Consider the following 13,327-nt stretch of genomic DNA (forward strand, 5'->3'; position numbering starts at 1 on the left):
ACGACTTTACGAGATATAGATTTACTTTATGCAGCTTCTGGCGAAAGGAGTCGGCGGGCCGAAAGAACCCAATGCTTTTTGACCCGGAAGCTTTTTATCATTGGCAAGTTAGGGCGATCATAAGGTGGAGGGAAGCCATGGAACAAAACGTGGAAAGAAGAAAAAGGTTCGAGCTTCTGATGAAGCAGGGCGAAATACCGCCTGGACTCATCGATCCTTATTTTCTGGATGGAAGTATTGAGCGTGTAGAGATTAGCCGTGGCAACCGGGATTGGCGTATTGTTATTGCCAAAGAAACTCTAGTACCTGCGCAGGCTTACCGGACCTTTTGTCTGAGAATGCGGGAGAAGCTGCAGCATATTGCGAAAGTGAGCTTTTTGTTCCAATATGCGGAGAACGTTAGCAGGGCAGATCTGGTGGCAGAGTATTGGGGGTTGTTCCTGGAGTGGGTTCAGCGTGAAATTCCGTCGGTTAACGGTTGGTTGACACGTTCTTCGCAGGAACTTCAAGACGGTACTCTGGTGCTGACGATGAGCGATGCAATGTCCCAGGAGCTAGCCCGTAAAAAGGGAATCGACTCAGCTATTATAAAATTTTACGATAAATATTTTGCTCTCCCGCTAAGGGTTAAAATTCAGGTAGCGGAAAATCAGGATAATACCGTTGTCTTCGAAGAATTCCAGCAGAAGCTCCAGCAAGAGCAGCGTGAATTCATTGAGCAGATGATGACTGAGGTTGAGCCGGAATCCGTTGTAGACGAGGGTGATCCTAATGAAGTCGTGAAGCTTCAGGTGGGCTATGATATCAAAGAACCGCCGGTACCGCTTGTCGAGATCCAGGATGAAGAGAAGAAAATTACAATTCAAGGGACTATTTTTGGACTGGAAAGCAAAGAACTGCGGAACGGCAGCACACTCTTTACTTTCTTTATTACCGATTTTACCGACTCGCTGCAGATGAAGATGTTCGCCAAGAACAAAGAAGACCTCAAGATTATGAGCCAGCTGGCCAACGGAAAATGGGTAAGAGCACGGGGAAGAGTGGAGTATGACCGGTTTATGCAAATTCCGGAACTGGTGATGATCCCATCTGATTTGTCCGAGGTTGCGGCGCCACCAGCACGTAAGGATAATGCTCCAGTCAAAAGAGTAGAGTTCCATCTGCACACGACCATGAGCACCATGGACGCTGTGACGCCAGTCGATGTCTATATCAAAACAGCGGCCAAATGGGGCCACACGGCAATGGCCGTTACCGATCATGGCGGAGTTCAAAGCTTCCCGGAAGCGAACCATGCTGCCCATAAGAACAAGATTAAAATGCTGTACGGTGTGGAAGCCAATGTCGTGAATGATGCGGTGAACATTGTTGAGAATCCGAAGCCGCTTGATTTGAAGACAGCTACCTATGTAGTTTTTGATATCGAGACCACGGGCTTATCAATCACCCGCAATAACATTACAGAGCTTGCAGCGATCAAGATGTGCGAGGGAAAAGAGCTGGATCGGTATACCACCTTTGTTAACCCGCACGAGAAGATTCCTTATCATATCCAGCAGTTGACGAATATCACGGATGAAATGGTCAAGGATGCTCCAGATCTGGAGCCTGTCCTGCATGATTTTGTAAAGTTTGTAGGTGACAGTGTGCTTGTGGCACATAACGCCAGATTCGATATGGGATTTATTCAGGCCTCTCTGGCTAAGCTGGGGCAGCCCAGGCTGACTAATCCGTCACTGGATACGCTGGAGTTAGCAAGGCTGCTGCATCCCACCATGAAGAATCACCGTCTGAACACTCTGGCGGATAAATATAAGGTGCTACTGGAAAGTCATCACCGGGCGGTTGACGATACTATTGCTCTAGGTGGCATTCTGAACGGTCTGCTTGCGGATGCTGAGAAGCTGAAAGGGATGACAAGTCTGGAGCGGCTCAATGATTATGTGGGGAATGATCTCTCCAACACACGACCGTTTCATTGCTGTATATACGCTCTTAATGCAATCGGTAAGAAAAATCTCTATAAGCTGATTTCGCTATCACATACAGAGTATTTCAAGCGGGTTCCTTGTATTCCAAAATCGAAGCTTGAAGAACTGCGGGACGGATTGCTGGTCATCTCAGGTTGTGAACGGGGAGAATTCTTCGAATCTGTACTCAACAAAACAGTGGAGGAAGCGATGGAAGTCGCCCAATTCTACGACGTGCTTGAGATCCAGCCACTGACAATGTACATGCATTTGGTGGACAAAGGGTTTGTAGCCAGTCCTGAGGAACTGCGTGACGTGGTACGCAAAATTTGCGAGATTGGTGAGCAGCTGGGCAAGCCGGTAATCGCTACAGGAAATGTGCATTATCTCGAGCCGCGCGACAAGCTGTACCGTGATATTACGATAAACGGCATTACTGGCTTTAGCCCGCTGAAGGATATGCGTAAGCCAGACGCCCATTTTCGGACGACAGAGGAAATGCTGGCTGAGTTCGATTTCCTGGGTCCGGAAAAAGCGATGGAGGTTGTGGTGACGAGCACGGTGGAACTGGCCGATCGCTTTGAGGAGCTGGAATTGTTCCCGGATAAGTTGTTCACTCCGATTCTTGAAGGAGCAGATGAGGAAATCCGCGAGACCTGCTACACGACAGCGAAATCAATATACGGCGAGGAATTACCGGAGGTCGTAGTGGCCCGTTTGGAAAAAGAATTGGAGCCGATTATCAAATACGGTTTCTCGGCCAACTATCTGATCTCTGAACGTCTCGTTAAAAAATCGAACCGCGACGGTTATCTCGTCGGATCACGGGGGTCAGTAGGCTCTTCCGTAGTAGCTACTTTTCTTGGCATCTCGGAGGTTAACCCGCTTCCTGCGCATTACGTTTGTCGCAATGCCGAGTGCCGGCATAGTGAGTGGTTCCTGGACGGCAGTGTACCGAGCGGATTTGACCTGCCGGACAAAGTCTGTCCGGACTGTGGCGGGATGCTGAAGGGCGAAGGACAGGACATCCCGTTCGAGACCTTCCTCGGTTTTAAAGGTGACAAGGTTCCCGATATCGACCTTAACTTCTCCGGTGAATATCAGCCACAAGCGCATAATTTCACGAAGACGATGTTCGGTCCGGATAACGTATTCCGTGCGGGCACAATCGGTACGGTAGCGGAGAAGACTGCTTTTGGTTTTACCAAGAAATATGAGGAGCATCACCAGAAACGCTGGCGTGGTGCCGAGGTTAGCCGTCTGGCGGCAGGATGTACAGGTGTCAAGCGGAACACCGGGCAGCATCCCGGCGGGATCGTCGTTGTGCCAGACTATATAGACGTAGAGGATATTACTCCTGTGCAGTTCCCGGCGGATGATGTCAATGCCGAATGGAAGACTACGCACTTTGATTATCACGCTTTTGATGCGAACCTGCTCAAGCTCGATATTCTGGGTCACGATGATCCGACCATGATGCGGATGCTGCAGGATTTGACCGGAGTGGACCCTACGACAATCCCAATGAATGACCCTAAGGTAATGAGCATGTTCAACTCTACGGAAGCGCTAGGTGTTTCGCCCGAGCAGATCCGCTCACCTGTGGCCACGTATGGGGTGCCGGAAATGGGGACCAAGTTCGTGCGGCAGATGCTAATCGAATCGAAGCCGTCGAGTTTTGCCGATTTACTGCAAATTTCGGGGTTGTCGCACGGAACAGGCGTATGGCTGGGAAATGCCCAGGAACTTATTAAGAATAATACCTGCAACATCAAGACCGTAATTGGTTGCCGGGATGACATCATGCTTTTCCTCATCTATAAAGCGGGTATGGATGCCAGTCTGGCCTTTAAAATTACCGAAAGTGTCCGGAAAGGTAAGGGTCTGCCGCCAGAATGGATCGAGGAAATGAAACGATGCAAGGTACCTCAGTGGTACATTGATTCTTGCCTGAAGATCCAGTACATGTTCCCGAAGGCGCACGCAGCAGCGTATGTTATCTCTGCAGTGCGTACTGCCTACTTTAAGCTCTATCATCCGATTGAATATTATGCGACCTACTTCTCTGTACGGGCAGCGGATTTTGACATTGATCTTTGTTGTCAGGGTTATGAGGCCATCGGTCGTCAGATCGTGGAGATTGAGCAAAAGGGATTCCAGGCGCTGCCTAAGGAAAAGGCGATGCTGCCGATTCTGGAAATGGCTCTGGAAATGACCGCTCGCGGTCTTACGTTCAAGAATATCGATTTGTACCGCTCTGACGCTACCCGCTTTACAGTGGATGGCGACAGTCTCATCCCTCCGTTCTCTGCACTATCAGGCATCGGGGATAACGCAGCAATCAATATTGCTGCCGCTAAGGACGCCGGAGAGTTCTTGTCCATAGAGGATTTCCAGCAGAAATCCAAAGCTAGTAAGACGGTTATCGAGCTTCTTACCGGCATGGGCTGCTTCCGGGGACTACCGGAGAGCAACCAGCTTTCTCTTTTCTAACGACCTCATTTTCGCATAGATTTGCTGCCGGATATAACAGGTTGATTGCGGGAAACTGCAATGGTCATGACTCCTGAAAAGGGGGAGTCAAGGGCTGGCACTTGTCAGTGCCCACGCACTATGTTATAATTTTTTTGGTAATAATGAGATAAGTCCGTTGTGTAAAGAGTGGGGAAACCCACTCTTTATCTTTGGTATATAGCAAAAGACAAGTTCGTGGAGGTTAATTTTTTGAGCACACCCAAATCCAAAATTAAACAAACGGTAGAGCAGATGCTCGGACCCTATCTGGACGACAATGGCTTTGAGCTGGTAGACGTAGAATACGTAAAGGAAGGTTCCAACTGGTTCCTGCGTATATTCGTTGATAAGGAGGGCGGCATTGATATCGATGACTGCGGCTCCATTAGCGAATATTTCAGCCAGAAGCTGGATGAGAATGATCCTATTCCCGAGGCTTATTTCCTTGAAGTGTCCTCACCGGGAGCGGAACGTCCGCTCAAGAAAGCCGCAGATGTGGCCAAGGCGGTAGGAAAAGACGTATATGTGACGGTTTATGAGCCGATTCAAGGACTCAAGGAATTCGAAGGTCGTTTGCTTTCGTTCGAGAACGAGGAACTGCTCATCTCCGCGGGCAAAAAAGAACATGTTGTGCCATATGCCAAAGTCGCCAGCGCGAGATTGGCCATTATTTTTTAACGTCTTGAAAGGGGGACCGGAATTTCATGAGTATGGATTTTATTGAAGCTATGAATGAACTGGAAAGGGAGAAGGGCATCAGCAAGGATGTGCTGTTTGAAGCCATTGAAGCTGCGCTGATCTCCAGCTATAAACGCAACTTCAATGCAGCACAGAACGTTCGTGTGGACATGAACCGCAACACTGGAGTAATCAAGGTGTTCGCACGTAAGCTGGTGGTCGAGGAGGTTCTGGATTCACGGACCGAGATCTCGCTGCCAGCAGCTAGAGAGATTAACCCTCACTTCCAACTGGAAGATGTGGCCGAGCTTGAGGTCACCCCGCGTGATTTCGGGCGCATTGCTGCTCAAACGGCTAAACAAGTAGTTACTCAACGTATTCGCGAAGCAGAGCGTGGACTCATTTATAACGCTTTTATCGACAAGGAAGAGGATATTGTTACCGGCCTTGTTCAGCGTCAGGATATGCGCAACATCTATGTGGACCTTGGTAAGATCGAAGCGGTTCTGCCGTTAAGCGAACTCATGCCTGGCGAGAAATTCAAGCAGAGCGAGCGTATCAAGGCTTACATCACCAAGGTTGAGAACACCACTAAGGGGCCACAAATTCTTTTGTCCCGCAGCCATCCTGGCCTCTTGAAGCGTCTGTTCGAGCTTGAAGTACCTGAGATTTTTGACGGTGTGGTGGAGATTCGTTCCGTAGCCCGCGAAGCTGGCTTCCGTTCCAAGATTGCTGTATTCTCGCGCAACCCGGAAGTGGATCCGGTCGGCTCTTGCGTAGGCCCTAGAGGTATGCGTGTACAGACGATCGTTACCGAACTGCGCGGCGAGAAGATTGATATCGTCCGTTATTCCGAGTCGGTGGAAGAATATGTGGCCAACGCGCTGAGCCCGTCGAAGGTACTTGAAGTTCAAGTATTCGAAGCGGAGAAAATGGCGCGGGTGATCGTTCCTGATTATCAATTGTCGCTGGCTATCGGCATCAAAGGGCAGAACGCTCGTTTGGCTGCTAAGCTGACCGGCTGGAAGATCGATATCAAGAGCGAGACCCAGGCGGAACAGGAATACGGCAGACCTAAGTCTGTCAGTGATGAAATGCATCAGGATTCCGTCTCCATTGATTAATTAACGTGTCAAGGCGGGGGGCGATACAATGAAACAAAAAAAGGTTCCACTGCGAAAATGCGTAGCCAGCCAGGAAATGATGCCCAAGAAAGAATTAATCAGAGTGGTCAGAACTCCTGAGGGCGAGGTGCTTATCGACCTGACAGGCAAGAAGTCGGGCCGGGGTGCTTATATTTGCGGTAAGCTGGAATGCTTCAAACTGGCCCAGAAGAACAAAGCGCTTGACCGGGCCTTAAAATGTCAGGTAAGCTCCGAAATCTATGCCCAGCTTGCCCGGGACTTTGCGTCCGTTGAGGAGCAGTTCTTGGCAGCAAAGGATAGTGAGGATAATGAGTAAGGTACTTTCTTATTTAGGACTTGCGATGAGAGCAGGCAAATTAGTCACCGGCGACGAGATCGTGCTCAAAGCGGTACGGTCATCGGAGGCGAAGCTGGTCGTTCTTGCGGGTGACGCGTCAGACAACACCAAGAAAAAGTTCCGTGATAAATGCGGAACCTACGATATTCCACTAGTAATCGCTTTTCACCGGGATACCCTCGGTGCAAGTATTGGTAAAGACCAGCGCGTAGTGCTGGCCATTACGGATAAAGGATTCGCGGAAATGATCTCCAAGCAGCTCGGAGATACAGTCGGAGGTGTATTTATTGACTAAAGAAGACAATAAAGACAAATTGCGTGTGTATGAATATGCAAAATCACTGAATATGAGTAGTAAAGAAATTATTACAATTCTGAAGCGTTTGGATGTTCCTGTGAATAATCATATGAGTGTAATGGAGAATGGCGCTGTCAATAAAGTAGAGCAATTCTTCAAGGACATTAAATCAAACGCTGCGGCCAAGCGGGATAACGGCACCAGCAGCCGTCCGGTGACAACCGGATCGGTAACAGCCAATCCGCAAAGTGCCCAGAATGCCAACAAAAATCAACCGGAAAAGCAGGTAGGTATGAACAGTAACCAAAACAACAACCAAACTACAACGTCCCCAAGGCCCCAAAGCGGACAAGATTCCCGCAGAACACAATCAGGTTCCACACAAAATGCGCGTCCACAGCAAGGTGGAGCGCCGCGTACTGGCAGTAACAACGGAAGCCGTCCACAAGGACAAGGTAATTCGACCGGTGGCAATCGTCCACAAGGTAATTCCGGCGGCAACCGTCCGCAAGGCAGCAATACTGGTGGTGGCAACCGTCCACAAAGCGCTACTAGCGGCAGTCGTCCGCAAGGTAGCGGCGGCACCGGCAATCGCCCACAAGGCGCTAATAGCGGCGGTAACCGTCCGCAAAACAGTACAGCCGGCGGCAACCGTCCACAAGGCGGCGCACCGCGTACTGATAGCCGTCCACAGCAAGGTCAAGGTGGAGATTTCTCCCGTGGCGGCGCTGGCGGCCCTAAGAAGAATACGACTGGCGGCAGACCGAATTCGAACCAACGTCGTTTTGATGATGGTAAAGGTGGTAACTTCCGTGGTCGCGGTGGCAAGAACAACCGTGGCGGACGTAACCAATCGATGGAGCGCCGTGAGAAGATTGACAATACACCGAAGAAAATCATCGTGCGCGGTAGCATGACTGTAGGCGAAACTGCCAAGCTGCTCCATAAGGATGCTTCTGAAGTTATCAAAAAGCTGATTTCTATGGGCGTTATGGCGACCATTAACCAAGAGCTTGATATCGACACCATTCTGCTGCTTTCCGGTGAATTCGGAGTAGAAGTAGAAGTGAAGATTCCAGTGGATGAGGATAGCTTCGAAACCGTTGAAGAGAACGATTCCGAAGACGATCTGCAATCACGTCCTCCAGTAGTTACAATCATGGGTCACGTTGACCATGGTAAAACAACATTGCTGGATGCTATCCGTTCCACGAATGTAACGGGCGGAGAAGCAGGCGGAATCACTCAGCATATCGGTGCTTATCAAGTTGAAATCAACCACAAGAAAATCACGTTCCTGGATACACCGGGTCACGAAGCGTTCACCGCAATGCGTGCTCGTGGTGCTCAGGTTACAGATATGACGATTATCGTTGTAGCAGCCGATGACGGCGTTATGCCACAGACGGTAGAAGCAATTAACCATGCTAAAGCTGCAGGTCTTCCGATTATTGTTGCTGTCAACAAAATCGATAAGCCAGGCGCTGATCCTGACAAGGTGAAGCAAGAGCTTACTAGCTATGAGCTGGTTCCTGAAGAGTGGGGCGGAGATACGATTTTCGTTAACCTGTCCGCTAAACAACGCATTAACCTGGAAGAATTGCTTGAAATGATCTTGCTCGTTGCTGAAGTTAATGAGTACAAAGCGAACCCTGACAAACGGGCACGTGGTACCGTTATAGAAGCCGAACTTGATAAGAACCGTGGACCGGTTGCACGTATTCTCGTGCAGAATGGTACCCTTAAAATTGGGGACGCATTTGTAGCAGGTAACTGCTTCGGTCGCGTACGTGCTATGGTGAATGACAAAGGACGCAAGATCAAAGAAGCAGGACCATCCACTCCAGTGGAAATTACGGGTCTGACAGAGGTTCCACAAGCGGGCGATCCGTTCATGGCCTTCGAAGACGAGCGTAAAGCCCGGGCTATCGCTGACAGACGTTCCACGTCCCAGCGCCAGTCAGAGCTGAACACGAACACCCGTGTTACATTGGATGATCTGTTCCAGCACATCAAAGATGGCGAGATTAAAGATCTCAACGTAATTATCAAAGCTGACGTGCAAGGTTCAGTAGAGGCACTTAAGAGCTCTTTGGCCAAAATTGAAGTGGAAGGCGTACGCGTGAAGATTATTCACAGCGGTGCCGGTGCTATCACAGAGTCCGATATTACCTTGGCAGCAGCATCAAATGCTATCGTAATCGGCTTCAACGTTCGTCCAGATGCTCAAACTAAAGTAGCTGCTGAGCAAGAGAAAGTGGATGTTCGTCTGCACAACATTATCTACAACGTAATCGAAGAAATCGAAAGTGCTATGAAAGGTATGCTTGATCCTGTCTTTAAAGAGAACATTATCGGGCATGCTGAAGTACGTAACGTCTTCAAAATCAGTAAGGTGGGTAACATTGCAGGATGTATGGTTACTGACGGAAAAATCACCCGCAGTGCTGAAATGCGCTTGATCCGCAGTGGAATCGTTGTGTTCCAAGGTAAGATCGATACCCTGAAGCGCTTCAAGGATGATGCCAAAGAAGTGGCGCAAGGTTATGAATGCGGCATAACTTTGGAACGCTATAATGACATCCAAGAGGGTGACGTTATCGAAGCGTTCATCATGGAACGTGTAGAGCGCTAAGCGAAGAGGTGAATATAGATGTCTAAAATCAGAGCCGGACGCGTTGGTGAGCAGATCAAGAAAGAACTTAGCCAACTGATCCAAAGTGAATTGAAAGATCCCCGAATTGGTTTTGTAACGGTGACTGGCGTAGACGTGACGAACGACTTGTCACAAGCTAAAGTGTACCTTAGCGTGTTCGGGGATGAAGAACAAAAAGCCAAGTCGCTTAAGGCGATCGACAAAGCCAACGGCTTTCTCCGCACAGAGCTTGGCAAGGCAATCCGCCTTCGTCATACCCCAGAGCTGATCTTCAAGTTTGACGAGTCCGTCGCTTACGGCAGTCATATCGAGAAGCTGCTTGGTGATATTGGCAAGAACGAAGAGAGATAGTCAACTTAAAAGGAGACGGCGAATGCAGAGCTATGAACAAAGTCTCCAGCAGACCCGTGAGTTTCTGCTGGACCATGACGATTACCTTGTAGTGTCGCATGTTCAGCCGGACGGAGATGCAGTCAGCTCCACCCTAGCGGTGGGCTGGCTTCTCTCATGTCTGGGCAAAAAATACACTATGATCAATGAAGGTCCAATTCCGAAGCGGATGGAGTACCTGTGGCATGCCAGTGAGATTGTCAACATGTCTGAGCAGGAGCTATCTGGCCAATATAGCCATATCATCTGTGTGGATTGTGCCGACTTTGAGCGTGTAGGAAGAACACAGCGTTATTTTGCCGAAGGGGCGAAGATCCTCAACATTGACCACCATCCCACCAATAACGGGTATGGAACGGTCAACCTGATCAAGCCGGATGCAGCGGCGACCGCAGAGATTCTATTCGATCTGCTCAAAGTTATCGGAGTAGAGTGGAATCTTGAGATTGCTACAGCTATCTATACCGGATTGTTGACGGATACCGGCGGTTTCCGTTATTCCAATACTTCACCGAAGGTAATGGCGACAGTCTCAGAACTGCTGTCACTTGGTGTGAATGGTCCGGAACTGGCGGAGAATCTGCTGGAAGAAATGACATTGCCGCAGGTTAAGGTATTAAACCGGGCTCTGAGTACATTGCAGCTGTCACCTGAAGGGCACATTGCCTGGGTTCACGTGACTCCGCAGGACATGATTGATTGTGCTGCAGAGAATGAGGATCTCGAAGGGATTGTGAACTATCCGCGCAATATTCGTGGGGTAGAGGTTGGCATTCTGTTCAAGGTCATTCATGAGAATGCAGTTAAGGTTAGCCTACGCTCTGCGGGCAAGGTTGATGTTGCTGCACTGGCGCAGACGTTTGGCGGCGGCGGACACACTCGTGCAGCCGGTGCCAAGGTAGAGGCGCCACTGGAGCAGGTTATTCCGCTTATCCTTGAGGAGGTCAGACGTCATTTATGAGTGAACTTACAGGAGTTTTGGCCGTGTATAAGCCAGCTGGGTTCACGTCCCATGATGTTGTGGCCAAAGCCCGGCGCATTCTAGGCATGAAGCGAATCGGTCATACGGGGACACTTGATCCCCAAGTGACGGGTGTGCTGCCGTTATGTCTGGGACGGGCTACCCGGGTGGTGGAGTATATACAGGAGCTACCCAAAGAGTATGTTGCTACGCTGAGACTTGGCATGGCCAGTGATACAGAGGACTTGACCGGAACGATTACAGAAACCGTTGACGAAGTAAATGTCACGGATGAAGAGATCGCGGCGGTGCTGAACTCTTTTCATGGCGTAATTTCTCAGGTGCCACCGATGTATTCTGCAGTCAAGGTAGACGGCAAACGTCTATACGAACTGGCTAGAGAAGGCAAGACCGTAGAACGGAAAAGCCGGGAAGTGGAGATTTACGAAATCGAGCTGCTGAATGTGACTCGAAATGGTAATTATCCCGATATTACCTTCCGTGCACGCTGCTCCAAAGGCACTTATATCCGTACGCTTTGCGTCGATATTGGCCGGGCACTGGGCGTGCCAGGGGTGATGGTCAAGCTGGAACGAACGATGTCTGCTGGCATTACTGCCGAGCATTGTCTAACGCTTGAGGAGATTGCAGACCACAAGGAAGCAGGTACGCTGGAAAGCCATCTGATTGCTGCTGATGAAGCGATTGCCCATTTGCCACAGCATAAGGTGATGGACGAGAAGAAGAAAGCAGCCTTGCAGGGCCAGCGCCTTTCCTTACGTTTTGTTGCTCCGGAAGTCGAGACGGACGGTGATTTCCGGCTTTACGATTTGCAAGGGGAGTTTCTTGGTATTTACAAGCTGGATGAGACAGGAGCGATTGCTCCGGTCAAAGTTTTTGCACAAGTCTAATATCAATTTTACAAAGTGAATTGTAGGTGAGAGACAGCGTGAGAACCGTAACGTTAACCTATCCAATGCCTCCGGAGACAGCCACGCAATGGGCACAGCCGCAAGTGGTTGCCCTTGGGCAGTTCGACGGTCTGCATCTTGGCCATGTCAGTGTCATTGCCTCGGCTGTGGCTCTGGCCCGCAAAGAAGGCGTGCCGGCTGCCGTAATGACCTTCCACCCCCATCCGAAGGATGTTATGGGTAAAGGAGATTATGAAGGGTATCTGACTCCACAGGCGGACAAGCAGAAACTGCTTGCGGACATGGGTGTTGATATTTTGTATATAGTTGAATTCAATGAGCAGCTCTCCAGAGTTAGCCCGCAGAACTTTGTCTCCGTCATGCTGCTGCCGCTGCATGTGATTACTGCCGTTGTCGGTTTTGATTTCCGTTTCGGCTATCAGGGCGAAGGCGATGCAGAGATGCTGAGCGAACTGGGAGGCGGGTCTATGAATGTCGAGACTGTGCCTCCTTTCCTACTGAATGGCGAGAAGGTCAGCAGTTCTGGTATCCGCAAAAGCCTTCAGACCGGTGAGTTGGAGCTGGCGAACGCCTGGTTCGGCCGCTTTTATCATCTGCGTGGAATGGTTGGACATGGCGAGAAGCGCGGACGTACCATCGGTTTTCCGACAGCGAATCTGCAGCTCGATGACCGGTTTGTCACACCCGCTAAAGGCGTATACGCCGTTCGTGTGTTCTACAATGACCAGGTGCTGCATGGGGTCATGAATGTTGGGGTGAAACCGACCTTCCATGAAGGCGTAATCGCGCCTAGCTTTGAAGTACATCTATTCGATTTTGCCGGCGATTTATATGATAAGCATCTTAAAGTCGAACTGGTCTCATACATCCGGCCGGAGCGCAAATTCGAGTCCATTCCGGCTTTGATCGCTCAGATTGGGCAGGATTCCGAAACGGCCAAACAGCTTTTACAGCAATATTTATAATAGGCAGTGGACATGCCGTTTACATTTGTCGGTGAAGATGCTATACTGATAAACGTTGCCGCACTTTGGCATCATAACCTTAGCTTGGTTGCTTGTTCTCACCGACGGCTACGAGGCTAATGGCGATTATTATGAAGGAGGTGAACAGGATGGCATTGACTCAAGAACGTAAACACCAATTGATCGACGAGCACAAAACTCATGAATCCGATACTGGATCCCCTGAGGTGCAAGTTGCTATCCTTACGGAGAACATCGTTAATTTGACTGACCACTTGCGTACGCACAAGAAAGATCACCACTCCCGTCGTGGATTGTTGAAAATGGTTGGCCAACGTCGTAAACTGCTGGCGTATTTGAAAAACAAAGACGTCCGTCGTTACAGCGCCCTGATCGAAAAACTGGGATTGCGTCGTTAATATTCCATAAGCTTACTCTTAAAGCAGCCTGGTTGTATACCGTACGTCCTTTTCGGAGCGAC

11 protein-coding genes are annotated in these 13,327 nt (G+C 49.7%); all 11 read left to right on the forward strand.

Annotation, left to right across the window (positions count from 1 at the left end; translation table 11 throughout):
• The first annotated feature begins 137 nt into the window (after positions 1-137).
• The 11 genes from ACFVU8_RS02365 (at position 138) to rpsO (ending at position 13,265) form a co-directional block, all read left to right on the forward strand.
• Entirely contained in the window at positions 138-4,463 is a 4,326-nt protein-coding gene (locus ACFVU8_RS02365) for a PolC-type DNA polymerase III (RefSeq protein WP_387425727.1), read from the forward strand.
• 231 nt (positions 4,464-4,694) lie between these two features.
• The gene (gene rimP, locus ACFVU8_RS02370) at positions 4,695-5,162 is read left to right on the forward strand and encodes a ribosome maturation factor RimP (RefSeq protein ID WP_066362070.1); all 468 of its coding nucleotides are present in this window, start codon (positions 4,695-4,697) and stop codon (positions 5,160-5,162) included.
• Between the two features lie 26 nt (positions 5,163-5,188).
• Entirely contained in the window at positions 5,189-6,286 is a 1,098-nt protein-coding gene (gene nusA, locus ACFVU8_RS02375; RefSeq protein ID WP_066362068.1) for a transcription termination factor NusA, read from the forward strand.
• A gap of 28 nt (positions 6,287-6,314) precedes the next feature.
• A complete protein-coding gene (rnpM, locus tag ACFVU8_RS02380) occupies positions 6,315-6,623 on the forward strand; it encodes an RNase P modulator RnpM (RefSeq protein ID WP_066362066.1) in 309 nt (102 codons plus the stop codon).
• Entirely contained in the window at positions 6,616-6,939 is a 324-nt protein-coding gene (locus tag ACFVU8_RS02385) for a YlxQ family RNA-binding protein (RefSeq protein WP_066362065.1), read from the forward strand. Before rnpM ends, ACFVU8_RS02385 begins: the two co-directional genes overlap by 8 nt.
• Entirely contained in the window at positions 6,932-9,577 is a 2,646-nt protein-coding gene (gene infB, locus ACFVU8_RS02390) for a translation initiation factor IF-2 (RefSeq protein WP_379464348.1), read from the forward strand. The genes ACFVU8_RS02385 and infB overlap by 8 nt, the downstream gene beginning before the upstream one ends.
• Positions 9,578-9,595: 18 nt before the next feature.
• On the forward strand, positions 9,596-9,949 hold the full coding sequence (rbfA, locus tag ACFVU8_RS02395; RefSeq protein WP_175371910.1) for a 30S ribosome-binding factor RbfA: 354 nt from the start codon (positions 9,596-9,598) through the stop codon (positions 9,947-9,949).
• A 22-nt stretch (positions 9,950-9,971) separates the two neighbouring features.
• Positions 9,972-10,949: a DHH family phosphoesterase gene (locus tag ACFVU8_RS02400; RefSeq protein ID WP_175371909.1), complete on the forward strand. Its 978-nt coding sequence runs from the start codon at positions 9,972-9,974 to the stop codon at positions 10,947-10,949.
• On the forward strand, positions 10,946-11,860 hold the full coding sequence (truB, locus tag ACFVU8_RS02405) for a tRNA pseudouridine(55) synthase TruB (RefSeq protein WP_387425728.1): 915 nt from the start codon (positions 10,946-10,948) through the stop codon (positions 11,858-11,860). The genes ACFVU8_RS02400 and truB overlap by 4 nt, the downstream gene beginning before the upstream one ends.
• 38 nt (positions 11,861-11,898) lie before the next feature.
• Positions 11,899-12,846: a bifunctional riboflavin kinase/FAD synthetase gene (locus tag ACFVU8_RS02410; protein WP_387425729.1), complete on the forward strand. Its 948-nt coding sequence runs from the start codon at positions 11,899-11,901 to the stop codon at positions 12,844-12,846.
• Between the two features lie 149 nt (positions 12,847-12,995).
• Complete coding sequence (gene rpsO, locus ACFVU8_RS02415) at positions 12,996-13,265, forward strand: 30S ribosomal protein S15 (protein ID WP_066362055.1); 270 nt, start codon at positions 12,996-12,998, stop codon at positions 13,263-13,265.
• Positions 13,266-13,327 lie beyond the last annotated feature (62 nt).

Origin of the sequence: Paenibacillus sp. NPDC058177, from assembly GCF_042883835.1 — a bacterium.
Taxonomy (GTDB): Bacteria; Bacillota; Bacilli; order Paenibacillales; family Paenibacillaceae; genus Paenibacillus_AQ; species Paenibacillus_AQ agri.

What these genes read in the sequence shown, in the direction of transcription:
- rpsO (WP_066362055.1), top strand. Translation starts at nt 12,996, where the DNA reads ATGGCATTGACTCAAGAACGTAAACACCAATTGATCGACGAGCACAAA.
- ACFVU8_RS02400 (WP_175371909.1), top strand. Translation starts at nt 9,972, where the DNA reads ATGCAGAGCTATGAACAAAGTCTCCAGCAGACCCGTGAGTTTCTGCTG.
- nusA (WP_066362068.1), top strand. Translation starts at nt 5,189, where the DNA reads ATGAGTATGGATTTTATTGAAGCTATGAATGAACTGGAAAGGGAGAAG.
- rbfA (WP_175371910.1), top strand. Translation starts at nt 9,596, where the DNA reads ATGTCTAAAATCAGAGCCGGACGCGTTGGTGAGCAGATCAAGAAAGAA.
- truB (WP_387425728.1), top strand. Translation starts at nt 10,946, where the DNA reads ATGAGTGAACTTACAGGAGTTTTGGCCGTGTATAAGCCAGCTGGGTTC.
- ACFVU8_RS02385 (WP_066362065.1), top strand. Translation starts at nt 6,616, where the DNA reads ATGAGTAAGGTACTTTCTTATTTAGGACTTGCGATGAGAGCAGGCAAA.
- rnpM (WP_066362066.1), top strand. Translation starts at nt 6,315, where the DNA reads ATGAAACAAAAAAAGGTTCCACTGCGAAAATGCGTAGCCAGCCAGGAA.
- ACFVU8_RS02365 (WP_387425727.1), top strand. Translation starts at nt 138, where the DNA reads ATGGAACAAAACGTGGAAAGAAGAAAAAGGTTCGAGCTTCTGATGAAG.